Annotated in this window: 23 protein-coding genes; 5 read left to right on the top strand and 18 right to left on the bottom strand. The window is 74.0% G+C overall.

Annotation, left to right across the window (positions count from 1 at the left end; translation table 11 throughout):
- Nucleotides 1-9: 9 nt before the first annotated feature.
- Both ribD and rpe read right to left on the bottom strand, forming a co-directional pair.
- Nucleotides 10-996 (bottom strand): bifunctional diaminohydroxyphosphoribosylaminopyrimidine deaminase/5-amino-6-(5-phosphoribosylamino)uracil reductase RibD, encoded by a 987-nt coding sequence (ribD, locus tag AB0G50_RS30905; protein ID WP_360115777.1) that lies wholly within the window; start codon nt 994-996, stop codon nt 10-12.
- Nucleotides 997-1010: 14 nt separating this feature from the next.
- Nucleotides 1011-1658 carry a ribulose-phosphate 3-epimerase gene (rpe, locus tag AB0G50_RS30910; RefSeq protein WP_360115780.1) on the bottom strand — a complete coding sequence of 216 codons (648 nt, stop codon included), beginning with the start codon at nt 1656-1658 and terminating at the stop codon, nt 1011-1013.
- 195 nt (nt 1659-1853) lie between these two features.
- Here rpe and AB0G50_RS30915 point away from each other — a divergent pair, with 195 nt between their 5' ends.
- Nucleotides 1854-2483, top strand: a complete 630-nt coding sequence (locus AB0G50_RS30915) for an SDR family NAD(P)-dependent oxidoreductase (RefSeq protein ID WP_360115682.1) — start codon at nt 1854-1856, stop codon at nt 2481-2483.
- 279 nt (nt 2484-2762) lie between these two features.
- Here AB0G50_RS30915 and AB0G50_RS30920 read toward each other — a convergent pair whose 3' ends face one another.
- From AB0G50_RS30920 to def, 5 genes are all read right to left on the bottom strand, one after another.
- Nucleotides 2763-5165: a LuxR C-terminal-related transcriptional regulator gene (locus tag AB0G50_RS30920; protein WP_360115685.1), complete on the bottom strand. Its 2403-nt coding sequence runs from the start codon at nt 5163-5165 to the stop codon at nt 2763-2765.
- 105 nt (nt 5166-5270) lie between these two features.
- Nucleotides 5271-5762, bottom strand: coding sequence for a flavoprotein (locus AB0G50_RS30925; protein WP_360115688.1), 492 nt, complete (start codon nt 5760-5762; stop codon nt 5271-5273).
- Nucleotides 5759-7177: an RsmB/NOP family class I SAM-dependent RNA methyltransferase gene (locus AB0G50_RS30930; protein ID WP_360115691.1), complete on the bottom strand. Its 1419-nt coding sequence runs from the start codon at nt 7175-7177 to the stop codon at nt 5759-5761. The genes AB0G50_RS30925 and AB0G50_RS30930 overlap by 4 nt, the downstream gene beginning before the upstream one ends.
- The gene (fmt, locus tag AB0G50_RS30935) at nt 7174-8097 is read right to left on the bottom strand and encodes a methionyl-tRNA formyltransferase (protein WP_360115695.1); all 924 of its coding nucleotides are present in this window, start codon (nt 8095-8097) and stop codon (nt 7174-7176) included. The genes AB0G50_RS30930 and fmt overlap by 4 nt, the downstream gene beginning before the upstream one ends.
- Nucleotides 8098-8099: 2 nt before the next feature.
- Entirely contained in the window at nt 8100-8645 is a 546-nt protein-coding gene (gene def, locus AB0G50_RS30940; RefSeq protein WP_360115698.1) for a peptide deformylase, read from the bottom strand.
- Between the two features lie 315 nt (nt 8646-8960).
- Between def and AB0G50_RS30945 the strand changes: the two genes are divergently transcribed.
- The 4 genes from AB0G50_RS30945 to AB0G50_RS30960 are packed head-to-tail and all read left to right on the top strand — an operon-like array spanning nt 8961 to nt 11918.
- Nucleotides 8961-9407 (top strand): hypothetical protein, encoded by a 447-nt coding sequence (locus tag AB0G50_RS30945; RefSeq protein ID WP_360115701.1) that lies wholly within the window; start codon nt 8961-8963, stop codon nt 9405-9407.
- A 13-nt stretch (nt 9408-9420) separates the two neighbouring features.
- The gene (locus AB0G50_RS30950; RefSeq protein WP_360115704.1) at nt 9421-9972 is read left to right on the top strand and encodes a DUF3558 family protein; all 552 of its coding nucleotides are present in this window, start codon (nt 9421-9423) and stop codon (nt 9970-9972) included.
- A gap of 21 nt (nt 9973-9993) precedes the next feature.
- Nucleotides 9994-11211: a hypothetical protein gene (locus AB0G50_RS30955; RefSeq protein ID WP_360115707.1), complete on the top strand. Its 1218-nt coding sequence runs from the start codon at nt 9994-9996 to the stop codon at nt 11209-11211.
- A complete protein-coding gene (locus AB0G50_RS30960) occupies nt 11208-11918 on the top strand; it encodes an ESX secretion-associated protein EspG (RefSeq protein ID WP_360115710.1) in 711 nt (236 codons plus the stop codon). The genes AB0G50_RS30955 and AB0G50_RS30960 overlap by 4 nt, the downstream gene beginning before the upstream one ends.
- A 145-nt stretch (nt 11919-12063) precedes the next feature.
- On the opposite strand, the gene AB0G50_RS30965 is transcribed toward AB0G50_RS30960, so the two are convergent.
- The 11 genes from AB0G50_RS30965 to carB all read right to left on the bottom strand — a co-directional run bounded on the left by AB0G50_RS30965 (nt 12064) and on the right by carB (nt 26141).
- On the bottom strand, nt 12064-12192 hold the full coding sequence (locus tag AB0G50_RS30965) for a hypothetical protein (protein ID WP_360115713.1): 129 nt from the start codon (nt 12190-12192) through the stop codon (nt 12064-12066).
- Between the two features lie 303 nt (nt 12193-12495).
- Nucleotides 12496-14265, bottom strand: a complete 1770-nt coding sequence (gene ggt / locus AB0G50_RS30970) for a gamma-glutamyltransferase (protein WP_360115716.1) — start codon at nt 14263-14265, stop codon at nt 12496-12498.
- Nucleotides 14266-14352: 87 nt separating this feature from the next.
- Nucleotides 14353-16350: a primosomal protein N' gene (locus AB0G50_RS30975; RefSeq protein ID WP_360115719.1), complete on the bottom strand. Its 1998-nt coding sequence runs from the start codon at nt 16348-16350 to the stop codon at nt 14353-14355.
- Between the two features lie 34 nt (nt 16351-16384).
- Nucleotides 16385-17368: a phospholipase domain-containing protein gene (locus AB0G50_RS30980; RefSeq protein WP_360115722.1), complete on the bottom strand. Its 984-nt coding sequence runs from the start codon at nt 17366-17368 to the stop codon at nt 16385-16387.
- 571 nt (nt 17369-17939) lie between these two features.
- The gene (gene metK, locus AB0G50_RS30985; RefSeq protein ID WP_360115725.1) at nt 17940-19139 is read right to left on the bottom strand and encodes a methionine adenosyltransferase; all 1200 of its coding nucleotides are present in this window, start codon (nt 19137-19139) and stop codon (nt 17940-17942) included.
- 39 nt (nt 19140-19178) lie between these two features.
- Nucleotides 19179-20444, bottom strand: coding sequence for a bifunctional phosphopantothenoylcysteine decarboxylase/phosphopantothenate--cysteine ligase CoaBC (gene coaBC, locus AB0G50_RS30990; protein ID WP_360115728.1), 1266 nt, complete (start codon nt 20442-20444; stop codon nt 19179-19181).
- Entirely contained in the window at nt 20441-20719 is a 279-nt protein-coding gene (gene rpoZ, locus AB0G50_RS30995; RefSeq protein ID WP_360115731.1) for a DNA-directed RNA polymerase subunit omega, read from the bottom strand. Before rpoZ ends, coaBC begins: the two co-directional genes overlap by 4 nt.
- A gap of 73 nt (nt 20720-20792) precedes the next feature.
- Nucleotides 20793-21392 (bottom strand): guanylate kinase, encoded by a 600-nt coding sequence (gene gmk / locus AB0G50_RS31000; RefSeq protein WP_360115734.1) that lies wholly within the window; start codon nt 21390-21392, stop codon nt 20793-20795.
- Nucleotides 21389-21706, bottom strand: coding sequence for an integration host factor, actinobacterial type (gene mihF, locus AB0G50_RS31005; protein WP_184667744.1), 318 nt, complete (start codon nt 21704-21706; stop codon nt 21389-21391). The genes gmk and mihF overlap by 4 nt, the downstream gene beginning before the upstream one ends.
- Before the next feature lie 299 nt (nt 21707-22005).
- Entirely contained in the window at nt 22006-22824 is an 819-nt protein-coding gene (gene pyrF, locus AB0G50_RS31010) for an orotidine-5'-phosphate decarboxylase (protein ID WP_360115738.1), read from the bottom strand.
- Nucleotides 22821-26141, bottom strand: a complete 3321-nt coding sequence (gene carB, locus AB0G50_RS31015; RefSeq protein ID WP_360115740.1) for a carbamoyl-phosphate synthase large subunit — start codon at nt 26139-26141, stop codon at nt 22821-22823. Before carB ends, pyrF begins: the two co-directional genes overlap by 4 nt.

The raw sequence follows: 26141 nt of genomic DNA on the forward strand, positions 1-26141 counted from the left end.
GTTCCTCCTCTAGCGCGCGGACTTCACGGCGGAGACCCGCACGTCCGGTCCGCACATCCTGACGTCCTCCACGACCAATCCCACAGCGCCGGTGACGGTCGACACCCCCGCGTCCCGCAGAGCGGACGGCCCGGCGCCGAGGAATTTCGGCGCGAGGTACGCGAGCACGCGGTCCAGCCGGTCCGCGCGCGCGAACGCACCCGCCAGGGTAGGCCCGCCCTCCAGGAGCACGTCGACCACGCCTCGCCGGCCCAGTTCGGCCAGCACGACATCCGGGTCGTGGGTGCGCAGGTGCACGGTCTCGGCCTCGTCGTCGAGCACGTGCGCGTCCCCCGGGAGGTCACCGCGCCCCACGACCACCCGCAACGGCTGCCGGCCCGCCGATGTTCCCCGCGCGGTCAGCCGGGGGTCGTCGGCGAGCACCGTGCCCCGCCCGACCATGATCGCGTCGACCTTCGTGCGCAGCTCGTGCACCTCGGCGCGGGACTCCGGCGAGCTGATCCACCGGCTGGTGCCGTCGGCGGCGGCGATCCGGCCGTCGAGGCTGGAGGCGTACTTCCACGTCACGTGCGGCCGGCCGGTGCGGGCGTGGTGCAGCCAGGCGCGCAGCGGGCCCCGTTCGACCTCCAGGGCGCCCAGCCCGGACTCCACGACCACACCCGCCGCCCGCAGCGCGTCCGCGCCGCCGGCAGCCCGGGGGTTGGGGTCGGCGACCGCGTGCACCACCCGGGCGACGCCCGCCCGCAGCAGGGCGTCCGCGCACGGCGGGGTGCGGCCCTGGTGCGCGCACGGCTCCAGCGTGACCACCGCGGTGCCGCCGCGCGCCCGGTCGCCCGCCTCGGCCAGCGCCACCACCTCGGCGTGCGCCTGGCCGGGCGGCCGGGTGCCGCCGGTGCCGACGAGCTCGCCCGACGCGTCCAGGATCACGCACCCGACGGGCGGGTTCGGGCTGGTCGTGCCGCGGACCCGCTCGCCGGCGGCGATCGCCAGCGCCATCGCCCGGTCGAGGTTCACCGGACCCGGGCCAGCCCGCGCAGCCGCTCGACGGCCGCCGCCGGGTCGGCCGCGTCGTAGACCGCGGAGCCCGCCACGAAGCAGTCGACGCCGGCCTCCGCGGCCTGTTCGATGGTGTCCGCGTTGATGCCGCCGTCGATTTCCACCACGAGCCTCAGGTGGCCGGTGTCGACCAGTCGGCGGGCTTCGCGCACCTTGTCGAGGACTTCCGGCATGAACGACTGCCCGCCGAATCCCGGTTCCACGGACATCACCAACAGCGTGTCGTAATGCCGGAGCACATCCAGGTGCGGTTCCAGGGGCGTGCCCGGTTTGATCGACAGGCCCGCCTTGGCGCCCGCCGCGCGGAGGTCCTTGGCGATCTTCACCGGGTCCGCCGCGGCCTCCGCGTGCACCGTGACGTTGTACGCGCCCGCCTCCGCGTAGCCGATCGCCCAGCGGTCCGGGTCCTCGATCATCAGGTGGCAGTCCAGCGGGATGTCGGTGGCCCTGCGCAGGGACTTCACCACCGGCAGGCCCAGCGTCAGGTTCGGCACGAAGTGCGCGTCCATCACGTCGACGTGCAGCCAGTCCGCGCTCCCGACGGCGGCGGCCTCCTCGGCGAGGCGGGCGAAGTCGGCTGACAGGATGCTGGGCGCGATCATGGGCTGCACAGGTGGTCAGTCTAGGGTCGGACCATTGCCCGCACCGACCCGGGAGCCGATTTCGGGCCACTACCCGATCGCGCGGTTTCGTGATTTAGCGTGACCGTCCAACTACTCACGCGGGTAGTTCCCTGCCGGTGCTCGTCCCCATTACCTTCGTTACCGGGGGCGGGGTCCGACTGGGGAGCGCTGGGGATGAAAGCGGAATTAAGTCACAAGATCGCGCTGGTGACCGGCGCGTGCACAGCGGTGGGCGCGGCGGTGGCGGAGTCGCTCGCGCGCCGGGGAGCGCTGGTCGCGCTGGTCGACAACGACGGCTCGCGGCTGGCCGCGCTGGTGGAGCGGCTGCACGGCACCGGCCTGCGGGTCGCGGGCCGGCAGGTCGACGTCACGTCGAGCGCCGCCGTCGACGCGCTGGTCGACCAGCTGGAACGGGAGTTCGGCCCGGTCGACGCGCTGGTCACGGTGGCCGCGGCGGTGCGGCCGGGTCCGGCGCTGGCGTTGTCCGACGACGACTGGGCGCACAGCTTCGCGGTGAACGCCGACGGCGTGTTCCACGTCTCGCGCGCGGTCGCCTGCCGGATGGTCGAGCGCCGGCACGGGGTGATCGTCACCGCGGCGACCCACCCGGGCTCGGTGCCCAGGACGGGGGTCGCGGCGTACGCGGCGTCCCGCGCGGCGGCCATCGCCTACACGGAGTGCCTGGCGGCCGAGGTGTCGCCGAGGGGTGTGCACTGCGCGGTCGTGGCTCCGGACGACGTGCGGCGCGTGGTGGACGAGGTGCTGTTCCTGCTGACCGACGTGGAGCAGGCGGCGAGCGCCTAGCGGGGGCGAAGGCTCGGCTGCGCCCTGGCAGCCGGCCCGGTGGAGACCGCCCGGGACGTCGGCCCGACGCCGCCGCCCTCAGGCCGACGTCCCGGCGGTCTCCCGAGGACGTGTCCTGCCCGCGACGCGGCACGCACCCGCGGTCCACCCCGGACCACACCAAGGGGTTGTCGACCCGCTGGACCGACTCGGCGGTCCCCCGGACCACACGGGGTGGTCGGCCCGAACCCGACTCCCACCGCGCCGCACGGCCGACCAGCCGGGGAACGAGGCCCGCGGTCAGACCGCGGTGTCGGCCGTCGCCTGCTCGTGCGCCAACCGGGCCAGTTCGACCCGCGAGCTGATGCCGAGCTTCTTGAAGATGCCGCGCAGGTGGTAGTTCACCGTGTGCGGCGACAGGAACAGCTGCTTGCCGACCTGCCGGTTGGTCATGCCGGCACCCACCAGGCGGGCGATGTCGCGTTCCGGCTCGGTCAGCCGCTGCCACTCCTCGCCGCCGCGCTCGGTCGTCTCCGGCACCAGGCCCGTGCGCCTGCGCAGTCGGGCCGCCTCGCCGTCCGCGCCCATCTGCTCGAAGATCTTCACCGCGAGCGCGCAGTGCTCCTCGGCCCGGTCGGCCCGGCCCGCGTCGGCGAACAGGTGCGACAGGTCCTCGTTGGCGTTCGCCCTCGCCCACGGGTGCGGGTGGGCCTGCGCGGCCGAGCGCAGGGCGTCCACGTCGCGGTCCACCAACGCCCGCGCGTGGCTCGCGGCCACCGACACGGGCGTGAAACCGGGGTTGCCGCCGGCCAACTCCTCCGCCGCCGACACGACCACGTCGGCGAGCCTGCTGTCGCCGACGGTCAGCGCCAGCCTGGCGAGCCACGGCGCCGCGCCCGGCTCCTCGATCAGCATCCGGCGCGCGCCGTCCAGGTCGGACAGCCGTTCCCGGGCCAGCTCGGAGGCCCGTCCCGGACCGCCGGCGGCGTGCGCGAGGAGCAGTTCCACCCAGTCGTACTGGCCGGAGTGCAGCACCGCCTCGCCGCCCGCCAGGTCGCCCCGGTACCGCCGCACGTGCTCGGCCGCGCCCGGCACGTCGCCGCGCAACAGGGCGACCGTCGCCAGCACCGTGCACGCCAACGGCACCAGCAGCCGCAGTCCCCGGTCGCGGGCCATGGCCAACCCGGCCTGCGCGGCGATGCCCGCCTGCGCCAGCCGACCCGCCTGGGTCAGCACCCTGGCCCGGGCGATCATCCGGGCCGCCGGCGCGCCGGAGGTGACCGCGCTGTCGATGTCCGGCCCGTCGCCGAGCACGAGCCGTTCGGCGGCGTCGAACTCGCCCAGCGCGGCCAACTTCATCGCGAACGACACCTCGGCCTGCGACTGCCACCACGAGGTGGGCCCGTCCAGCTCCCAGCGGGTGGACTCGCGGCCCCAGTACACGCCCTCGGCGAGGTTGCCCGCCGACCACTCCAGGCAGGAGTGGACGGTCGCGGCCATCACCACGTCCGCGTCGCTCGCCTCCCGGTCGCGGGTGGTCAGCACGGACAGCACGTGCGCGCCCGCCCGGTTGCCGGTGGCGAAGTACAGCGACAGCAGCCGACCGGCCGTGGCGAGCCTGCGCAGCGGCTCGGCGGCCAGCGGCGCGGCGATCGCGCGGTCCATCTCGGCCACCGCGTCCGCCGGTCGGCCGTCGGCCAGCAGGATGCCCGCGAGCAGCACGTGCAACTCGGCGGCGAAACCCTGGCCGGGCCGCAGCGCGAGGCTGTCGCGGGCCAGCGCGATCGCCGACCCGAGCCTGCCGTTCGCGGCCAGTGCCCGGACACCGCGCACCGCGACCGCACCCCGGTCCCGGTCGCCCGGCGGCGTCTCGGGCTCCGGTAAGGAGGTGCGCAACACCGCCGCGTCGTGCCGCAGCGCGTGCAGCACCGACTCCGGGATGGACTCGACCACCGCGCGCCACACCAGGTCCGAGCTGAACTCCAGCCGCTCGTCGGTGCACACCACCAGACCGGACGCGATCACCTCGTCCACGGACAGCAGCAGCGCCGCGGTCGTCTCGCCCATCAGGGTGGCGGCGTCGTGCAGCAGGAACGACCGGCCGATGACCGCGGACACCCGTAGCAACTGGGTCGCCCGCGCGGGCAGCCGCTCCACCCGGGCCCGCACCACACGGGCCACCCGCTGGGGCAGCCAGCCGCCGCGCAGCGCCGCGGTGCCGTCGCGCAACTGGAGTTGGCCCTCCTCGCGCAACCCCGTGACGAGGTCCACGACGAGCCTGGGGTTGCCGCCGGCCGTGGCCACGAACGCGGCCAGGTCCGGCTCCGGTGTCGCGCCCAGCAGCCCCACCACGAGCGCCCGCACCGCGTCGTCGGCCAGCGGCCCGAGGGGCAGCACGGCGCCCGCGAGCGACCTCGGCACCTCGACGCCCGCCCGCGTGCCGTCGAACGCCAGCAGCACCGTCGCGGCCGTGTCCGCCAAGCGCGCCAACAACTCCAGCACCGCCGTCGGGTTCTCGTGCGCGTCGTCGACGGCCACCAGCGGGCGCGGGCCGCGGTTCAGCGCGTCGGCCACGTCCGCCGAGTCGGCGAGCCTGGTGCCGGACACGAGCACGACCGCGTAACCGCGGTCACGGGCGGCGTCCACCGCCTCGTGCAGCAACGCGGTCTTCCCGCAGCACGGCGGGCCGTCGAGGGCCAGCACGCCACCGGGTGCGGACAGGAAGCGGAGAACCGAAGTCCATTCACGATCCCGGCCGTGCAATTTCGACACAATCAAGCCTGCTACGCCTCTTCGGCGGCTGTCAATTCACCCGGAGAACCCGCGGACGGCCTTCAGCACGGCTTCAGGGCCGCCTTCCGCCACGATCCGTGCACCTCCGCCGCGCAACACCGCCAAATGGCTGGAGAACGCGGGGTGCGCGCGCTGGTCGTCGTTCGCCTGCGGCATCACCACCAGCGGCGCGCGCCGGCCCAGCGCCTCGCACAGCACGGTCAGCGCCTGGTTGTCGGCGACGCCGAGCGCGAGCTTCGCCACCGAGTTCGCCGTGGCGGGCGCGAACACGAACGCGTCCGCCGGCGGGTGCGGTTTCGGTTCGGTCGGCAGCCGCGACGTCCAGCGCACCGGCAGGTCGGTGAGCGCGGACAGCGCGGGCACCTCGTCGGCGAGCCACCGCGCCACGGTGGGCGTGAGGGTGACGGCGAGCCGCCACCCGTCGCGCGCCAAGGGCTCGGCCAACCCGGTCCGGAACCAGTGCTCCACCCCGCCCGCGCCGGACGCCACCAGCGCGAGCACCTTCACGCCTTGCGCCTCAGCACCGCGCAGAACATCGCGTCGGTGCCGTGCACGTGCGGCCACAGCTGCACGTGCGGACCGTCGCCGAGGTCGGGCACGCCGGGGAAGAACTCCCGCGCGTCCAACCGCTCCGCGCCGGTGCGCCTGGCCACGTCGGCCACCACGCTGATCGTCTCGGCCAGGTGCGGTGAGCACACCACGTACGCCACCACACCGCCCGGCCGCACCAGCGACAGCGCCGAGGTCAGCAGCTCGCGCTGCAACCGGGCCAGCGGCGCGACGTCCGCCGGCTGCCGGCGCCACCGCGACTCCGGCCGCCGGCGCAGCGCGCCCAACCCGGTGCACGGCGCGTCGACCAGCACCCGGTCGAAGCCGCCCTCGGGCAGGCCCGGGTCGCGGCCGTCGGCCACGTGCACGGTGATCGGCAGGTCGCCCGCCGCCTTGCGGACCAGCTCGGCCCGGTGCGGCGCCTTCTCCACGGCCTCCAGCGACGCGCCGCTCAGCGTGGCGAGCGACGCCAGCAGCACGGCCTTGCCGCCCGGGCCGGCGCACAGGTCGAGCCAGCGCTCGTCCGGGCCCTCCAGCGGCGCGTTGGTCAGCGCCAGCGCGCACAGCTGGCTGCCCTCGTCCTGCACCGACGCCAACCGCTCGCGGACCGGGTCCAGGTCGCCCGGGTCGCCCGCGCCGGCCTCCAGCCGCACCCCGTAGGGCGAGTACGGCGCCGGGTCGCCGCCGGTCATCGCGGCCAGCTCGTCCGCGCTGCACTCGCCGGGCCTGGCCGCCAGGTGCACGGCCGGTCGCGCGTCGTCGGCGGCCAGCGCGTCGCGCAGCGGCTCGCCCCGGCTGCCCAGCGCCTCGGCGAAGGCCTGCGCGATCCAGCGCGGGTGGGCGTGCGCCATCGCGAGGTAGCCGATCGGGTCGGTGTCCTCGTCCGGCGCGACCTCGTCCACCCAGCCCGCCTCGTCCTGCGAGGTGACCCGGCGCAGCACGGCGTTGGCGAACCCGGCCGCGCCCGAGCCCAGCTCCGCGCGCACCAGGTCGACCGTCGAGGCGACGGCGGCGTGCGGCGGGATGCGGGTGCGCAGCAGCTGGTAGGCGCCCAGCCGCAGCGCGTCGAGCACCGAACCGTCCACTTCGGACAGCGGGCGCTCGGAGCAGACCGCGAGCACCGCGTCCAGCAAGCCCTGCGCGCGCGCCGTGCCGTAGGCGAGTTCGGTGGCCAACGCCGCGTCCCGGCCGGTGATCCGGCGCTCCCGCAGCAGGCCGGGCAGCACCAGGTTCGCGTAGGCGTCCCGCTGCCGGACCGCGCGCAGCGTGTCCAGCGCGGCGAGCCTCGCCGGGTCCTCCACCGGCGGCCTGGCCGGGCCGGTGCGCCTGCGCGGCGGCCGGGGCTGCGACGGTCGTGACGACCTCTGGGTCATGAGATGCGTTCCCCCGCCTCGATCCGGACGCCGCGGGCCCAGTCGGTCGCCGCCATCCGCTTCTTGCCCTGCGCCTGGACCTCGCCCAGCGCCACCGGCTCGGTGCCGGTGCCCACGAGCACCCGGCGCCGTTCGACCTTGACCTCGCCCACCGGCAGCGCCTGCTCGTCCACCGGCGTCACCGGGCCCAGCTTGAGCCGCTCGCCGCGGAACTCCGCCCACGCGCCCGGGTCCGGCGTGACGGCGCGCGCCACCCGGTCCAGGGTCTGCGCGGGCAGCTTGAAGTCCAGCCGGCCGTCGTCCACGGTCACCTTGGGCGCGTAGCTCACGCCCTCCTCGGGCTGTTCCACCGCGCGCACCGAGCCGTCCGCGACACCGTCCACAGTGGACAGCAGCAGCCGCGCGCCGGACTCGGCCAGCCTGCCGAGCAGGTCGCCCGCGGTGTCCCGCTCGCGGACCCGCTCGGTCACCACGCCGAACACCGGGCCCGCGTCCAGCGCCTTGACGATGCGGAACGTGGTCGCGCCGGTGATGTCGTCGCCGTGCCGCACCGCGGCCTGCACCGGCGCCGCGCCGCGCCACGCGGGCAGCACCGAGAAGTGCAGGTTGACCCAGCCGTGGGTCGGGATGGCCAGCGCGGACTCGGGCAGCAGCGCGCCGTAGGCGACCACCGGGCACAGGTCCGGCGCGAGCTCGCGCAGCCGGGCGAGGAACTCCGGGTCGCCCGCCTTGTGCGGGGTCAGCACCTCGACGCCGTGCTCCGCCGCCAACTCGGCGACCGGCGACCGCTCGACCTTGCGCCCCCGGCCGGCGGGCGCGTCCGGCCGGGTCACGACCGCGACGACCTCGTGGTCGGACTCCAGGAACGCGCGCAGCGACGGCAGGGCGGGCGCGGGCGTGCCGGCGAACACCAGCCGCATGCTCACGCACCCCCGAACAGCGGGTGCGGCGACTGCTTGAGCGTCGGCACGGCGCCGTCGAACCAGTCCTGCTGCCGGATGGCGCGCATGGCCTCCTTGCGGGTGGCGTCGTCCAGCCGGTCCAGGAACAGCACGCCGTCCAGGTGGTCGGTCTCGTGCTGGATGCAGCGCGCCAGCAGGTCCGTGCCCTCGACCTCGACCGGCTCGCCGTGCATGTTCCAGCCGCGCGCCACCACGTTCCGGTGCCGCACGCAGTCCCAGTACATGCCGGGGATGGACAGGCAGCCCTCCGGACCGTCCTGCGTCTCGTCACCCACCACGGTGAACGTCGGGTTGACGAGGTGTCCCGCGAACCCGTCGCAGTGGTAGGTGAACACCCGCAGGCCCACGCCGAGCTGGGGTGCCGCGAGCCCCGCGCCGCCCGCCTCGCTCATCGTGTCCCACAGGTCCTTGACGAGCTTGCGCAACTCCGCGTCGAAGTCGGTGACCTCGACGGCCGCGGTGCGCAGCACCGGATCGCCGAACAGCCGGATGGGTTGGACGGTCACGCAGTCTCCTCGCAGGTGGGCCGGGTGACCAGTCTAGGAGAACGCGGAAAGAGCGGGATCATCGGCTTTTGCCGGCGCGTGATCACCAAGCGCGACTATTCCCCGCCGGTGGCTCCCAATTTCACTCTTCCAGGGCAGCACTGATCTTTGTTGACACCTCTGACCAGCAGCGATGCCCACTGGACAATCCCGTCGAAATACTGGAGGAACTTTACACCGATCGGGCGGCATTCCTGGTTGATAGTTGTCCTACGGGGTGGAACCGCGGATAAAGTCCGGATCCGAACACGGAACGCAACGGGGAGGGTGTGTTCAGTGACCGGGGAGGACGCTGCCGAGAGAACCCGCCGGGAGGCCCACGAGGTGTACCGGGCCGACGGCTCGGGCCTGGTGGACCTGCTGACGCTCGGCGCGGGCGAGATCGTGGCCACCACCAGGTCGCTGGCCGCCGCCGCGCGGGCGGGCGCGCTCGCCGTGGACCCCCACGTGGTCGACGCGATGGTCCGGCAGCTGACCGACATGCGCGACGCGCTGGACCGGCTGGCGCTGGACACCCGGACGCTGGGCGTGCGCACCCCGCTGGGTCGGGGTTACGCCGAGGCCGTCGGCGAGCTGAACGCGGACCTCGGCCGGGAGTTGCGGTCGCGCCTGCTGCCCGAGGTGGCCCGCGCGCTGGACGAGCTGACCGCCGAGATCGCCCGGAGCCGCGACTCCTACCGGAACGTCGACTCGGCGCAGGCCGGGACGTTCGACCACGGCTGACGGGACAGTGACGATGCGTCGACAGCACGGCCTCCCGAAGCACAGCCTCCCGATCGCCTGCCTCGCCGCGGCGGCGCTGCTGGCGGCGTGCGGCACCGAGCGGGTGGCGGGCCGGGCCGCACCGGCCGAGCGCGTACTGGTCCTCGCGCCCACCGCGCCGAGCGCCGCGGACCGGGTGGTCGACCTGTGCGGGCTGCTGACCGCCCAGGACGTGGCGACCATCGGGCTGGACTACCCCGGCGAGTCCCGGGACATCGGCGGCGGCGCGCTGATGTGCACGTGGAACCGCAGCAGGCAGGGCGGGTTGAGCGCGAGCACCGTCGAGCGCCTCGACCAGCTCAACCTCACCGGCGAGAAGTCCTACCCGGCGAGGGTCGGCCGGTTCGAGGCGGTCAAGGTCGAGGCGCCCCAACGGGAAGCGGGCGGGTGCGCGGTGGCGATCGTGGTGTCCGAGGACCTCGTGGTGCTCCTGCTCGCCAGCCTCACCGTCACCTCCACCGACACCGCCGCCGCGTGCGTCCGCGTCGACAAGGCCGCCGAACTGGTCGCGCCCAAGCTGCCCTGACCGTCCCCGAGGGGAGAGCACGTGCCGCCGAAGGTCCCCCAGCCCGACGTCAACTACCCCGCCTACCCGCACGCCGCGCTGCGCAGCCAGGTCGTGGACGACTTCGCGCCCGACCGGGCGGGCGAGATCGCGCAGGCCTGGCACCGGCTCGGCGCCGCGTTCACCGACTTCGCGGTCGACTTCTCCGTCATCGTGAACGGCTCCCACGACGGGTGGACCGGGCGGGCGGCGGAGGGCGCGCGGGAGGCGCTGCGGCGGATCGGGGCGTTCGCGGACGCGACCGGCGACCAGTTCACCGCGATCGGCGCCGCCGTCGACCGGCAGACCTCGGCGGCGGTCGAGGCGCGGACCCGGATGCCGGAGCCGGTCGACTACGACCCGCGGCTCATGCTGGGTCAGGCGGCGGCGAGCGGGAACCTGTTGACGCTGCTCGCGCTGCCGATCACCATGCCCGGCCGGAAGGCCCTGTCCGACGCGGCGAAGGCCCGGGCCGAGGAGGTGGTGCGGGCCCGCGACGACGCGATGCTGGCCTCCGCGACCGAGCTGCCGACGTTCGCCGCGCCGCCCCGGGTGGGCCACGAGCGGGAACTGGTCGGGGGCACCACCACGACCGCGTCGGTGACGACGGGCACCGCGACACCGCCACCGACCGTCGGCACCGTGCCGACCGCGCGCCCGGGCACCCCGCTGCCACCCGCCTCGCCCGTCCTGCCCACCGTGCCCACCTCGCCCACCTCCCCTCCCGACCCGACCGCCGCCGTGCCGACGCCCGCGGTGGTCCCGCGTCCTTCGTGGACACCGACGCCCCGACCGACTCCTGAGGTGCCCGCCTTCGAGCCCGAGCCTTCGCTGTCGTCACCGGACCGGAGCGGGACGTCGACGGCGAGCGGCGCGGCCGACCACGTGCCGGGTACGCGCGGCGGGTCGGCGTTCGCGGGCCACGCCGCGGTGGTGCCCGGTGGCACGATCGCGCCCGGTGGTCCGCCGGAACCGGGTTTCGGCCCGGTGCCGGGTCGGACGAGCGCGATCGCGCCCGGCGGCTCCGCGGCGGCGCGCGGGGTCGGGTCGGCGGGCGCGGGTCGGGTCGCGCGGCCCGGTGGTCCGGGTCCGGTCGGCGGGCCGCCCGGTCCGGTCGAGCGCGAGGAGGACCGGGAGCACGCGGCGAAGTACCTGGTGCCGACGGACGAGTACTTCGACGACGACAGACTCGTGGCGCCCCAGACCATCGGCGAGGAATGAACGCCATCACGTTGTCGCTGCCCGAGTTCGACGTCCTGTGGCACGAGGCGCGGGGCGGCGTCACCCCCTACCCGCTGGACGTGCCGCACCACGGCGCGACACCCGCCGCCCGGGCCGCGCTGGTGGCGGAGGTCCGGGCCGACCTGACCAGGCGGGGACTGGTGCGCCGGGGTCGGGTGGAGCCCGACCTGGAGGTGGCGCTGAGCGTGCTCGCGAGCCCGGAGCGGTCGGTGACCGTGATGGGGCTGGCGGACGTGACGGCGGGTGAGCTGGTGCGGGCGCTCGTCGGCACCCGCGGCGCCTACGCGGTGCTGGCGGTGCGGCACGAGGACGGCGTGACCGTGGACGTGCTGCACGACCGCACCCCGGTGACGGCCGCGCTCGGCGTCCTGCCGCCGAGGGGCGCGGGTCCGGGACGCCGGGTCACCGTGCCGGCGGCGGCGCTGGATCCGGGCGGCACGCCCGCGGTGGTGCGGAGGGTGCGGGCCGGCGACGACGACCTGAGGGCGTTGCGCGGGATGCTGGCCGGCCCGATCGTGGGCACCGGCCACGTGTCGGTCGGGCGGGCGGCGGTGACGTGGATCGACACGCCGGGCGGGCGGTACGCGGCGGACGGCGCGGACTGGGTCACGGTGGCGCCGGCGGACGGCCCGACCCTGGCAGGCCGGGTCCGGGCCCTGTGGGGCGAGCCGAGGTCGGCGCGCTGACACCGTTGCGCGGCGGGGAAAGCCGAACGCGAACGGGCTACGCGGTAGGTGCCGGATCGACGCGCGAGCCGCACATCACGACCGGTCCACGCGGGCGGGTCGGTGGTCGACGCCCGAGGTGTCGCGATCGACCGGCGCGGGCGGGTCAGTGCTCGACGCGGGTGCCGAGGATCGTGACGCCGACCAGCGCGGCCAGGAAGTGGCCGAGGAAGCGGATCGCGGTGGGTGCCGGCACGGTCAGGCGGGCGGCGGGGGTGGCCGGGATGGTGGTCATGGTGGGTTCCTCTCGTCTGTGCCACCACGATGCCGCGGCCGGACGTACGCGCGCGTCCGCTCGGGGTAGCGCGTTCGGGTCATCCCCCGGGATGAGGGTCCGGCCGTGCCGCGGCTGACCACCCGCACGAGCCGCAGCTGCCCGCCCGCACGACTCGAGCCGCAGCCCCGACTACCCCGCCGCCACACGACCAACCGAGGCCCGTCCGACCAGCGCGCCGCCCACCTCCGGCCACCGCACGACCATCACCAGCCGCAGCCCGGCTTCTGCCCAGTGCCGCAAGGCCAACCGGGGCTCGTCCGGCTAGCGCGCCGTCACCACCGCCGCCGCTCCCCCGCCGCGCCGCGTGGTTTCGGCCGCCGCGCGCCACCGCCCGTCGGGCAGCCGCTCGACGGCGGTCACCGCGCCGATCTCCGCCGTGGAGGTGAACCGGTGCCCCAGCGCCTGGAGCGCCGCGGCGGCGGGCGTGGTCAGGAATGCCGCCTCGGCCTGCGTGCTCACCGAATTCCGTTGCGACGCACGGGGTTCGGCGATCGCCCGGACCAGCGGCACGCCTCGGTCCAGCCGCTGGGTCAGCACCTGGAGCACGGTGGTGATGATGCTCGAACCACCCGGCGAACCCAGCGCCAGCACCGGCTCGCCGTGCCGCAGCACGATCGTGGGCGCCATCGAGGAACGGGGTCGCTTGCCGGCGGCGGGCAGGTTCGGGTCCGGGACGCCGGGCGTCGCGGGCGTGAACGAGAAGTCCGTGAGCTCGTTGTTGAGCAGGAAACCCCGCCCCGGCACGACGATCCCGCTGCCGCCCTCCTGCTCGATGGTCAACGTGTAGGCGACGACGTTGCCCCACCGGTCGGCCACGGTCAGGTGCGTGGTGTCGGTGCCCTCGTACGGGGTGGCGGCGGGCGCGCCGGTCGTGCCGCACGCGGTCGGGTTGCGCGGGTCGCCGGGCGCGACCGGGCTGGTCAGCACCTTGTCCGGGGCGATCAGGCAGGCCCGGCTGTCCGCGAAACCCTGGGACAGCAGGGCTTTCGTCGGCACGTCGACGAACGCCGGGTCGCCGACCCACCGGTTGCGGTCGGCGTAGGCGAGCCTGCTCGACTCGAGGTACCGGTGCAGGTACTGGGTTTCGGTCTGCGCGCCGAGGTCGACGTTCTCCAGGATGTTCAGCGCCTCGCCGACGGTCGTGCCACCGGAGGACGGCGGCGCCACGCCGAACACGTCCAGGTCGCGGTACCGGGTGCGGCTCGGCTCGCGCTGCGGCGCGGTGTAGCCCGCGAGGTCGGCCCGGGTGAGCTTGCCCGGCCGGACGGTGCGCGTGGTCCCGGCGGCGACCGGCGGCGTGCGCACCGCCCGCACCAGGTCGCGGCCGATCGGACCGCGGTAGAGCGCGTCCACGCCGTCGTGGCGCAGTTCGCGGTAGGTGTCGGCGAGGTCGGGGTTGCGGAACGTGCTGCCGACGGCGGGCACGGGCAGGTACAGCGCGGCGGTCGAGTCGAACGCGCCGAAGCGCGCCGCGTTCTCGGTGACCTGCCGGTTGAACGTGGCGTCGACGGTGAACCCGCGCCGCGCCAGGTCCTCGGCCGGCTTCAGCGCCTGGTCGACCGAGTACGTGCCCCACCGCTGGAGCGCGCGCTGCCACAGCCGCGGCGTGCCGGGAACACCCACCGACAACCCGCTGGTGACCGCCTCGTCGAACGGGATCGCGGTCCCGTTCTCCACGAACAGGTTCGCGTCCGCCGCCGCGGGCGCGATCTCCCGACCGTCCACTGTGGACACCCGATGGGTGCGGGCGTCGTAGTACACCAGGAACCCGCCACCCCCGATGCCCGCGGAGAACGGGTCGGTGACCCCGAGCGCCGCCGCCACGGCCACCGCCGCGTCGACCGCGTTGCCACCGCGCCGCAGCACCTCGACCCCGATCCGCGACGCGTCCGGGTCGATGCTCGACACCACCCCGCCGACCCCGACGGCCTCCGGAACCCGCGGCGCCTCGGCGGCCTCCGCGACACCGGCCGCACCACCGGCCACCAACGCGGAAACCAGCACAGGCAACAAGAACCCAGTCCGCACCATGCCTTCTTGTACCGCACCACCGGCCCCGCCGACAGGACCGTCCGCCATCCGGGTACGGCCGAACTCCCACCATCCGGACACCTCGGGTCAGAGGATCTCCAGCGGGTCGAGCTTCACCCGGAGCACGTCCGGCTCCTTCTGGAGGCTGCGGACGGCCAGCATCGCCGCCAGCACCCCCGACAACGCCTTGCCCTCGGTGCGCGCCACCCGGACCAGCGCGCGCTCGCGGCCGTCCTCGCCCAGCGGCACCGGACCGAGGATCTCGCCGGACGGCGGCAGCTCCAGCTCGTCCAGGGCCTTCCCCAACGCCTCCGGCGCGCCGTCGACGGTCGCCATCCGCACCGCGGGCGGGAAACCCAGCTCGGTGCGCGCGGCCAGCTCCGTGCGGGCGTGCCACACCGGGTCCCAGCGCACCAGCGCCTGGACCGGGGTCAGCGACGAGTCCGCGACCACGACCACCCGACCGCCCGCCGCGCCGGTGCGCACCAACCCGGCCGCCGCCATCCAGCGCCGCAGCGCCTCCTCCGCGGCGCGCAGGTCCGCCCGACCCAGCAGCGCCCACCCGTCGAGCAGCAGCGCCGCGCCGTACCCGCCCTCGGCCACCGGCTCCGCGCCCGGCGTGGCCACGACCACCGCCGGACCACCCGGCACGGTCGACAGCACCTCGTCACCGCCCGACGTGCGCACCGGCACGCCGCTGAACGCCCGCCCCAGCTCCTCCGCCGTCCGCCGCGCGCCGATCACCTGCCCGCGCAACCGCCGCGACCCGCAGGTCGGGCACCGGAACGCCGCCTCCATCGCGCCGCACCACCGGCACGACGCGGGCCGCGGCACGCCGTCGTCCGCTCCGCCGGGCAGCGCCAACGGGCCCGCGCACCGCCGGCACCGCGCGGGCGCCCGGCACTGACCACAGGCCAGCGCCGGCACGTACCCGCGCCGCGGCACCTGCACCAGCACCGGCGCCTCCAGCGCGAACGCCGCCCGCGCCGCCTCGAAGGCGATGGAGGGCAACCGGGCCGACCGGGCCGCCGCGTCGCGCGCCTCCTGCCACTCGTGGTCGCCGACCGCCACCACCCTGGGCGCGGCCGACCGCAGCACCTCCCGCGCGGCGACCACCTCGTGCGCCCACCCGCTCTCCACCAGCAGCTGCGCCTCGGCCGTCCGGGCGAACCCGCCGACCAGGAACGACGCGCCGGACAGGTGGGAGCGCTGCACCAGCACGTCCCGCACGTTGGGGTAGGGCATCCGGGGCTCGGTGTGCAGGTCGTCGCCGTCGTCCCACACCGCGACCAACCCCAGGTCCGCGACCGGCGCGAACGCCGCGCCGCGGGTGCCCAGCACGATCGGCACCGCGCCCCGCCGCACCGCGAGCCACCGCTGGTAGCGCGCGGACGGGCCCAGGTCGGCGGACAGCGCCACCACGCCCTCCACGCCCACCAGCGCCACGCACGCCGCGTGCAGCCGGGCCAGGTCGCGGTGGTCCGGCACGATCACCAGCGCGCCGCGCCCGGTGCTCGCCACCGTCGCGGCCGCCTCGGCCAGCCGGGCAGGCCAGTCCTCGGCGGGCAGCGCCTGCCACACCGCGCGCGCCTGCCGGCCGGACCGCAGCGCCTCCAGCAGGTTCGGCCCGAACGGGTAGCGGCCCCACCCGGCGTCACCCGGGGCCTCCGGCGGCGGCGGGCGCTCGGGCGACGGCTTCGCCTCGACCCTGGCGTGCCGCGGCGGCACGGCCATCCGCAGCACGTCGATCAGCGAGCCCGCGTACCGGTCGGCCACCGCGCGCGCCAGCTCGGCCACCTCCGGCGACAGCACGGGCTCGGCCGAGATCACCCGGTCGAGGAACGTCAGCTTCCCCTTGTGCCCGGACTCCTCGGCCCGCTCCAGCAGGTACCCGTCGACCAGCTGCCCCGCGAACCGGACCCGCACCCGGCACCCCGGCACCGCGTCCGCGTCCTGCTCGGTCGACACCTGGTAGTCGAACAGCCGGTCGAGGTGCGCCAACGGCACGTCGACGCAGATCCGCGCCACGGGCAGGGTCGACGCGGGCACCCGCTCGCCGCGTCCGGTAGTCGCCTTCCCCGCCATGCGTGGAGGTCTACCAGACACCACCGACAACTTCTCAGCCGCTCTCCACGTGGCCGGTCAGCGTGCGGTGGAACGGCCCGGAGCTGATCGCGAGGTCGTACCACCCGTGCCGGTAGGCGGTCATCCACGGCAGCACCCGCCGCCCGCCGGGTCGCACCGACATCCGGAACCGCCGCCCGTCGCCCGCGACCTCGTAGACCACGTCGGTGTCGCCGGAGTTCCCGAGCGTCACGGTCAGCACCTTCCCGCGCCCGCTCACCGAGGACTCCACCACCTGCGGCTCGTTGCGGGTGCCGGCGAACTCGCGGCGGAACCCGTTGGGCCCGGTCACCGCGAACCGGTAGGCGATCTCCAGCGGCAGCACCAGCTCGGTGCTCGTGGACACGTCGTGCGGCTCGCCGTCGAGGTGCAGGCGCACCCTGGCGCCCGAATTGCGCAGGTGCAGCCTGACGTGCTCGGACGCCCGCGCGCCCGCGTCCGGCTGGTAGGGCTGGCCGAAGCCGAACGCCCAGGTCAGGTCCGAGGTGGTGGGTCCCTCGTGCGGCACGCCCAGCCAGCGGTGCAGGAAACGGTGCAGCGAGGAGTCGTCGAACACCTGCTTCGCCGGCTGCTGCCGCCGCGACCACGGCGACACCACGACCAGCGGCGCGCGCCCCTCACCGGTCACCAGGCACGCCGTGCGGTCCCACGCGGCACGCGCGACGGCGTCCAGCACCTCGCCCGCGTCGCCCGCCACCCTGGCCACCGCGGGCAGCGACCCGGCGGCGGCGTGCCCGGCGAACGTCGCGACGTCGGCGTACCGGTGCGCCTTCACGTCCAGCGTGCCGCGGTAGGTGTCGCAGCGCGTGAAGCAGCCGGCCAGCGAGCGGTGCAGCGCGGGGTCGGCCCGGTCCAGCAGCACGACGTGCCGGAGTTCGGCCAACCCGCCCCGCCCGGGTTCCCGCTCGGCCGCCCGGCACACCGAGGCGGGCAGCGGCGGCCCCGCGACCACCGCGGGGTTCCGGGACAAGGGCGACATGTGCAAGGTGTAGCGGCCCCAGGTGAACCCGAGGGGTGGTCGCGCCCCAACCGACGACGAACAGCGCGGTACCCGTCGTCCCTGGTGGAGCCGCCCGAACCCGGGGGACACCACGTCGACGGCGGCGCCGTCCGACCACGAGCCGGACCGACACCGGCCCGCGCGACACCCGAACCGGGCGGATCGCACCGGCCGGGCACCACTGCGCCGCACACCGCCACGGACACCCCGGGCGGCCGTCCGCGACCGTCGACGCCCTCGGTGGGGACCCCGTCGACGCGCCTCGGCCGAGCTCGCAGGCGCGTCGGGTCGAGCCGCTCGACGCGCCTGCGCCGAACCCGGAAAGCGCCGGGCACCTCCGCCTGAGTACCGGAGCGCGGACTTCTCGCCGGTCGAGCCATACAGCGCGCCTGCGCCGAACCCCGCAACACACCGAGCCCCTCCGCCCGGGTACCGGAGCACGGATCCGTCCCCAGGTCGAGCCGTGCGGCGCGCCTGCGCCGAACCCCGGAAACGCCGCGCGCCCGGGCACCCTCGGCAAGGGGTGTCCGGGCGCGGCGAGGTGCGTCGGTCAGGCGCCGGCGGCCGAGCGGAGGGCGTCCGCGCGGTCCGTGTTCTCCCACGGCAGGTCGACGTCGGTGCGGCCGAAGTGGCCGTACGCGGCGGTCTGGGCGTAGATCGGGCGGAGCAGGTCCAGGTCGCGGATGATCGCGGCCGGGCGGAGGTCGAAGACCTCGGTGATGGCCTGCTGGATCTTCGACGGGTCCACGGTCTCGGTGCCGAAGGTCTCCACGAACAGACCCACCGGCGCGGCCTTGCCGATCGCGTACGCCACCTGGACCTCGATGCGCGTGGCCAGGCCCGCCGCCACCGCGTTCTTCGCCACCCAGCGCATCGCGTACGCGGCCGAGCGGTCGACCTTCGACGGGTCCTTGCCGGAGAACGCGCCGCCGCCGTGCCGGGCCATGCCGCCGTAGGTGTCCACGATGATCTTGCGGCCGGTGAGGCCCGCGTCGCCCATCGGGCCGCCGATGACGAACCGGCCCGTCGGGTTCACGAGCAGCCGCACGTTCGAGGTGTCGATGCCCAGCGTCGCCAGCTCGGGCTCCACCACGTGCTTGCGCACGTCGACGCCCAGCAGCTTCTCCAGGTCGATGCCGTCGGCGTGCTGCGAGGACACCACCACGGTGTCCAGCCGCACCGGCTGGTCGCCCGCGTACTCGATGGTCACCTGGGTCTTGCCGTCCGGGCGCAGGTACGGCACGGTGCCGTCCTTGCGCACCGCGGACAGCCGCCGGGACAGCCGGTGCGCGAGCGCGATCGGCAGCGGCATCAGCTCGGGCGTGTCGGTGGACGCGTAGCCGAACATGAGGCCCTGGTCGCCCGCGCCCTGCTTGTCGATGTCGTCGAGCGCGCCGTCGACCCGCTGCTCGTACGCGGTGTCGACGCCCTGCGCGATGTCCGCGGACTGCGAGCCGATGGCCACGTTCACACCGCACGAGGTGCCGTCGAAGCCCTTGGCGGACGAGTCGTAGCCGATGTCCAGGATCTTCTCCCGGACGATGGTCGGGATGTCGGCGTAAGCCTCCGTGGTCACCTCGCCCGCGACGTGCACCTGGCCGGTGGTGATGAGCGTTTCCACCGCCACGCGCGAGCGCGGGTCCTTCGCCAGCAACGCGTCCAGGATGGAGTCGCTGATCGCGTCGCAGATCTTGTCCGGATGCCCCTCCGTCACCGACTCACTGGTGAACAGCCTGCTGCTGTGGCTCACGGCACTCCCTAACTGATCGATCTGCGAATAGGTTCCAGCTTACTCAAGCGTTCGTACCGCGAAGGCCCGCAGTTCGCCCGACAACGCAATGGCGTCCCACACTGCGGACGCCAGCATCGCCTTGGAACCGTGCGGTATGGGTGTTTCCGAGCCGTCGGACGACAGCAGCCAGCCCGCGTTGTCCTCGACCTCGAACGCCTTGCCGTCCCCCACCGCGTTGACCACGAGCCAGTCGCAGCCCTTGCGCTTCAGCTTGGCACGGCCGAAGTCGAGAACGCTCGTCGTGGAGTCTCCGGTTTCGGCCGCGAATCCCACGATCACCTGACCGGACGCCCGGTGTTGGACCAACTCGGCGAGGATGTCCGGGTTCCGGGTGAGCCGAACGGGCTCCGGGTCGCGGTCGGTCTTCTTGATCTTGTGCTCGGCGAGCGCCACGGGCCGGAAGTCGGCCACCGCGGCGGCCATCACGAGCACCTGCGCCCGCGCGGCCACGTCGAGCATCGCCGCGCGCAACTCCACCGCCGAGCCGACCCGCACCACGTCCACCCCGGCGGGCGGCACGAGGTCGGCGGTCTGCGCGGCCACCAGGGTGACCCGGGCGCCCCGCTGCGCGGCGACCCTGGCCAGCGCGAAGCCCTGCCGGCCCGACGACCGGTTGCCCAGGTAGCGCACCGGGTCCAGCGGCTCGCGGGTGCCGCCGGCGGAGATCGCCACGTGCACGCCCTCGAGGTCGCGCGGCAGCGCGTCGCGGCGCGCCAGCAGCAACCGGGCCAGCTCCACGATCTCGGCGGGCTCGGGCAGCCGGCCCTTGCCGGTGTCCTTGCCGGTCAGCCGGCCGCTCGCGGGCTCGGCCACGACGACGCCGCGCGACCGCAGCAGCGCCACGTTCGCCCGCGTCGCCGGGTGCTCCCACATCTCGGTGTGCATCGCCGGCACCAGCAGGACCGGGCAGCGCGCGGTCAGCAGCGTGTTGGTGAGCAGGTCGTCGGCCAGGCCGGAGGCGGCCTTCGCGAGCAGGTTCGCCGTGGCGGGGGCGACGACCACGAGGTCCGCGGTCTGACCCAGCCGCACGTGCGGCACGTCGGGCACGTCCTCGAACACGCCCGTCGCCACCGGTTGCCCGGACAGCGCCTCGAACGTGGCCGCGCCGACGAAGTTCAACGCGTCCTTGGTCGGCACGACGCGCACCGCGTGACCGGACTCGGTCAGCCGGCGGAGCACCTCGCACGCCTTGTACGCGGCGATGCCCCCGCCCACGCCCAGGACGACCCTGGGACGCGCGGGGGCACCTGGTGCCTCGGTCACTCGCCTTCGGTGTGCTCGAGCAGACCCGCGTGGATCTCCCGGAGCGCGATCGACAGCGGCTTCTCGCGGGGGCCGGGCTCGACCAGCGGGCCGACGTACTCGAGCAGGCCCTCGCCGAGCTGGGCGTAGTAGTCGTTGATCTGGCGGGCGCGCTTGGCCGCGTAGATCACCAGCGCGTACTTCGAGCTGACCTGCTCCAGCAGGTCGTCGATGGGCGGGTTGGTGATGCCCTCCGGAGTGCCCGCGAGGGGGCCCAGCTCGGTGTGCGTGGTCACTCGTCAACGCTCCTGCGGTTCGGTGTCGTCTGGTCGTCCCGCGCCTCTCGGCGCACTGTGCCCGATCTGGTCGTCACGCGCCGGGCTGCGGGCCGACCACCAAGTTTAGCAAGCTCTCGGCCGCGGAGCGCACGTCGGCGTTCACCACGACCTCGTCGAACTCGGGTTCGGCCGCCAGCTCCTCGCGGGCGATCTCCAGCCGGCGGGCCACCACGGCGGGGTCCTCGGTGCCGCGGCCGGTCAGCCGGTGCACCAGGTCCTCCCACGACGGGGGGGCCAGCATGACCAGCTGTGCGCCGGGCATCGTGGCCCTGACCTGCCGCGCGCCCTGGAGTTCGATCTCCAGCAGCGACGGCGTGCCCTCGGCCAGCGCCTTCTCCACCGGCCCGCGGGGCGTGCCGTAGCAGTTGCCCGCGAACTCGGCGTGTTCCAGCAGCTCGTCGTTGGCGACCAGCTTCTCGAACCCGGCGAGGTCCACGAAGTGGTAGTGCTCGCCGTCGACCTCGCCCGGCCTCGGCTTCCTGGTGGTCACCGAGACGCTGAAGTGGATCGCGGGCCGCATCCGGCGCAGCTCGGCCAGCACGCTGGACTTGCCCACGCCCGACGGCCCGGAAAGTACGGTGAGGCGGGATCGGACGCGTGCGCCCGATCCCGCCCCGGTGTCATCACTCACTCGCCGCTGAACTCGGTGAGCAGCGCCTTGCGCTGCCGCTCACCCAGACCGCGCAGCCGACGGCTCGGAGCGATCTCAAGCCGCTCCATGATCTGCTGCGCACGCACCTTGCCGACGCCCGGAAGGGCTTCGAGCAGCGCGGACACCTTCATCTTGCCCAGGACCTCGTCATCCTCAGCGGCCTTCAGCACGTCCTTCAAGGTCGTGCCGCCACGCTTAAGGCGCTCCTTGAGCTCAGCCCGAGCGCGACGAGCGGCAGCAGCCTTCTCCAGCGCTGCGGCCCGCTGCTCCTCGGTAAGCTGGGGAAGGGCCACGATTTCCTCCGTGGTGTGGGAATTTCAATTCTGGATCGGTGCCGCGACCGTACCGAGCGCAATTGCCTGGGTACAACTGGGTCCCAGTCAGGTGAAACTTTTCAGCGCCTGTCGGTTGCGGCGGGTGGTAGTAGTACCAACACCCTCCGACGGTCCCGTCACCGCCACCGCCAACGCTTCGCGCACCACGTATGTGGTATGCGCTCGATGGGTGACGATCCCGCCGGTGGCAGGACCGTACCAGCCCGCGTTTACGCAGGTGAGAAGACCTGGCAAAGCGTGTCGCGATTTGACCGCGATCAGCTCGCCAGCGAGTCCTTCACGCGTGCCACCGCCGACCGCAATGTTGCGGTCTCCGGACCGTGCCGGAGCACGTCCCGGGAGGTGGTCGGCAGCACGCCGCGCAGCTCCTCACCGAACAGCCGCCGCAGGTCCGCCACCGTTGCGCCCTGCGCCCCGAAACCCGGCGCGAGGACGGGTCCGTGCAGGTCAGACAGGTCGACACCGAGATCGCCGAGCGTCGCGCCCACCACCAGGCCGACGTCGCCGAGCGGCGTCACACCGGCGTTGCGGGCCGCCGCCGCGTCGACCACGGACTGGGCCACGCTCACCCCGTCGGCGGTGCTCGCGCGCTGCACCGACGCGCCCTCCGGGTTCGAGGTGAGCGCGAGCACGAACACGCCGCGCCCGGACGCCGTCGCCGCGTCGATCGCGGGCGAGAGCGACCCGAAGCCGAGGTAGGGGGACACCGTCACGGCGTCCGCGGCCAGCGGCGAGGCGTCGTCCAGGTACGCCGCCGCGTAGGCGGCCATGGTCGAGCCGATGTCGCCGCGCTTGACGTCCAGCAGCACCAGCGCGCCGGCCGCGCGCAATTCCGCGATCGCCCTTTCCAGCACCGCGACGCCCTTCGAGCCGTAGGACTCGAAGAACGCGGACTGGGGTTTCACCACCGCCACCGAGTCGCCCAGCGCCTCGACGGCGGTCAGCGTGAACCGCTCCAGCCCGGAGGCGTCCCGGGGCAGGCCCCAGGACGCCAACAGACCTGGATGCGGGTCGATGCCCACGCACAGCGGACCGCGCTCGGCGACCACCTTCGTGAGCCGTTCCCCGAACCTCACGCAGGACTCCCGTCCGTCGACTCGCCGGCCCTCAGCGCCGCCTGGAGCGCCTGGAGGGGCCGAACCCCGATGTCACCCCGGATGACCGCCTCGATCCCGTGCACGGCCGCCGCCGCGCCCTGGATCGTGGTCACGCACGGGATGTCCTTGGCCACGGCCGCGGTGCGGATCTCGTAGCCGTCCACGCGCGGGCCGTTGTTGCCGTACGGGGTGTTGATGATCATCGCCACATCGCCGTCCAGGATCGCGTCGACGATGTTCTTCTCGCCCTCGAAGTGCTTGCGCACGACGGTGCACGGGATGCCGTTGCGGCGCAGCACCTCGGCCGTGCCGGTGGTCGCGAGCACCTCGAAGCCCAGGTCGGCGAGCCGCTTGACCGGGAAGATCATGGCCCGCTTGTCCCGGTTCGCCACCGACACGAACACCCGGCCCGAGGTGGGCAGCGAGCCGTAGGAGGCGGTCTGGGACTTGGCGAAGGCCTTGCCGAACGACACGTCGATGCCCATGACCTCGCCGGTCGACTTCATCTCCGGGCCGAGCAGCGAGTCCACGCCCTTGCCCTCCGGCGTGCGGAACCGGTGGAAGGGCAGCACGGCCTCCTTGACCGCGACCGGCGCGTGCGCGGGCAGCTTGGCGCCGTCGCCCACGGCGGGCAGCAGCCCCTCGGCGCGCAGCTCGGCCACCGTGGCGCCCAGCATGACCCGGGCGCACGCCTTGGCCAGCGGCACGGCCGTCGCCTTGGACACGAACGGCACGGTGCGCGACGCGCGCGGGTTGGCCTCCAGCACGTACAGCACGTCGTCCTTGAGCGCGTACTGCACGTTCAGCAGGCCGCGCACGCCGATGCCGCGCGCGATGGCCAGCGTGGACCGCCGCACCGCCTCGATGTCGGTTTCGCCGAGCGTGATGGGCGGCAGTGCGCACGCCGAGTCGCCGGAGTGCACGCCGGCCTCCTCGATGTGTTCCATCACACCGCCGATGAACACCTCCTCGCCGTCGAACAGCGCGTCGACGTCGATCTCGATGGCGTCGTCGAGGAACCGGTCGACCAGCACCGGGTGCTCCGGGCTGACCTCGGTGGCGCGGGCGATGTAGCTCTTCAGCGACTCCTCGTCGTAGACGATCTCCATGCCGCGACCGCCGAGCACGTACGAGGGCCGCACCAGCACCGGGTAGCCGATCTCGTCGGCGATGGCCTTGGCCTGCTTGAACGAGGTGGCGGTGCCGTACTTCGGCGCGGGCAGGCCGGCGTCGGTGAGCACCTGGCCGAACGCGCCGCGGTCCTCGGCGAGGTGGATCGCGTGCGGCGGGGTGCCCACGATCGGCACGCCGGCCTCCTCCAGCCGCTTCGCGAGCCCGAGCGGGGTCTGGCCGCCCAGCTGCACGATGACACCCGCGACCGTGCCCGAGCGCTGCTCGGAGTGGAAGACCTCCAGCACGTCCTCGAACGTCAGCGGCTCGAAGTAGAGGCGGTCGGACGTGTCGTAGTCCGTCGACACGGTCTCCGGGTTGCAGTTGACCATGACGGTCTCGTAGCCGGCCTCGCGCAGCGCCATGGCCGCGTGCACGCACGAGTAGTCGAACTCGATGCCCTGGCCGATCCGGTTCGGGCCGGAGCCCAGGATCAGCACCTTGGGCTTCTCGCGCTGCTCGGTGACCTCGGACTCCGCGTCGGGGTCGAGCTCGTAGGCCGAGTAGTGGTACGGCGTCTTCGCGTCGAACTCGGCCGCGCAGGTGTCGACGGTCTTGTAGACCGGCCGCACGCCGAGGCGGTGGCGCAACGTCCGCACGCCGTCCTCGCCGGCCAGCTCGGGCCGCAGCGCGGCGATCTGCCGGTCGGACAGGCCCGCGCGCTTGGCCTTGCGCAGCAGGTCGGAGGCGAGCACCGGCGCGTCCTCCAGCTCGCCGCGCAGGGCGACGAGCCAGGCCAGCTGCTCCAGGAACCAGCGGTCGATCTTCGACGCCTCGTAGACCTGCTCGATGGTCGCGCCCAGCCGCAGCGCGCGGTCCACCGTGTACAGCCGGCCGTCGTGACCGCGGGTCAACGCCTCCAGAGTGGACTCCAGCGACTCCTCCGGGTCGGGCGTCGTCCAGAAGCCGGCGGCCTTGGTCTCCATGGAGCGCAACGCCTTGCCGAGCGCCTCGATGAAGTTGCGGCCGATGGACATCGCCTCGCCGACCGACTTCATCGTCGTGGTGAGCGTGCGGTCCGCGCCGGGGAACTTCTCGAACGCGAACCGCGGCACCTTCACCACGACGTAGTCGAGGGTCGGTTCGAAACTCGCCGGCGTTTCGCCGGTGATGTCGTTGCGGATCTCGTCCAGCGTGTAGCCGATGGCGAGTTTCGCGGCGATCTTGGCGATCGGGAATCCGGTCGCTTTCGACGCGAGGGCGGAGGAGCGCGACACCCGCGGGTTCATTTCGACCACGACCATCCGGCCGTTGTCCGGGTGGATCGCGAACTGGATGTTGCAGCCGCCGGTGTCCACGCCGACCTCGCGGATGACCGCGATGCCGACGTCGCGCATGTGCTGGTACTCGCGGTCGGTCAGCGTCATCGCGGGCGCGACGGTCACCGAGTCGCCGGTGTGCACGCCCATCGGGTCGATGTTCTCGATGGAGCAGACGACCACGACGTTGTCGTTGCGGTCGCGCATCAGCTCGAGCTCGTACTCCTTCCAGCCGAGCACGCTCTCCTCGATCAGCACCTCGGTGACCGGGGACTCCGCGAGCCCGGTGGCGGCGAGCCGCTCCAGCTCCTCGGCGGTGTAGGCCATGCCCGAGCCGAGGCCGCCCATGGTGAACGACGGCCGGATGACGACCGGCAGGCCCAGGTCCTCGACGGTCGCCCGGACCTCGGCCATCGTCTTGCACACCGCGCTGCGCGGCACGTCCGCGCCGATCTTGCGCACCAGGTCCTTGAAGATCTGCCGGTCCTCGCCGCGCTGGATGGCGTCGATGTCCGCGCCGATCAGCTCCACGCCGTACTTCTCCAGCACGCCGTGCTCGTGCAGCGCGATGGCGGTGTTCAGCGCGGTCTGGCCGCCCAGCGTCGCCAGGATCGCGTCGGGCCGCTCGGCCGCGATGACCTTCTCCACGAACTCGACCGTGATCGGCTCGACGTAGGTGGCGTCGGCGAACTCCGGGTCGGTCATGATCGTCGCGGGGTTGGAGTTGACGAGGCTGACCCGCAGGCCCTCCTCGCGCAGCACCCGGCACGCCTGGGTGCCGGAGTAGTCGAACTCGCAGGCCTGACCGATGACGATCGGGCCGGACCCGATCACCAGGACGTGGTTGAGGTCGGTCCTCTTCGGCAT

It is taken from the genome of Actinosynnema sp. NPDC020468 (genome assembly GCF_040642015.1).
Classification (GTDB): Bacteria; Actinomycetota; Actinomycetes; order Mycobacteriales; family Pseudonocardiaceae; genus Actinosynnema.

Bases quoted from the DNA above. Each gene is read 5' to 3' on its own strand.
- ribD (WP_360115777.1), bottom strand. From the start codon at position 996: ATGGCGCTGGCGATCGCCGCCGGCGAGCGGGTCCGCGGCACGACCAGC.
- AB0G50_RS30975 (WP_360115719.1), bottom strand. From the start codon at position 16,350: ATGGCGGGGAAGGCGACTACCGGACGCGGCGAGCGGGTGCCCGCGTCG.
- AB0G50_RS30980 (WP_360115722.1), bottom strand. From the start codon at position 17,368: ATGTCGCCCTTGTCCCGGAACCCCGCGGTGGTCGCGGGGCCGCCGCTG.
- fmt (WP_360115695.1), bottom strand. From the start codon at position 8,097: ATGCGGCTGGTGTTCGCCGGCACGCCCGCGCCCGCCCTGCCGTCGCTG.
- AB0G50_RS30965 (WP_360115713.1), bottom strand. From the start codon at position 12,192: ATGACCACCATCCCGGCCACCCCCGCCGCCCGCCTGACCGTGCCGGCA.
- AB0G50_RS30950 (WP_360115704.1), top strand. From the start codon at position 9,421: ATGCGTCGACAGCACGGCCTCCCGAAGCACAGCCTCCCGATCGCCTGC.
- AB0G50_RS30930 (WP_360115691.1), bottom strand. From the start codon at position 7,177: ATGACCCAGAGGTCGTCACGACCGTCGCAGCCCCGGCCGCCGCGCAGG.
- AB0G50_RS30915 (WP_360115682.1), top strand. From the start codon at position 1,854: ATGAAAGCGGAATTAAGTCACAAGATCGCGCTGGTGACCGGCGCGTGC.
- rpe (WP_360115780.1), bottom strand. From the start codon at position 1,658: ATGATCGCGCCCAGCATCCTGTCAGCCGACTTCGCCCGCCTCGCCGAG.
- ggt (WP_360115716.1), bottom strand. From the start codon at position 14,265: ATGGTGCGGACTGGGTTCTTGTTGCCTGTGCTGGTTTCCGCGTTGGTG.
- carB (WP_360115740.1), bottom strand. From the start codon at position 26,141: ATGCCGAAGAGGACCGACCTCAACCACGTCCTGGTGATCGGGTCCGGC.
- AB0G50_RS30960 (WP_360115710.1), top strand. From the start codon at position 11,208: ATGAACGCCATCACGTTGTCGCTGCCCGAGTTCGACGTCCTGTGGCAC.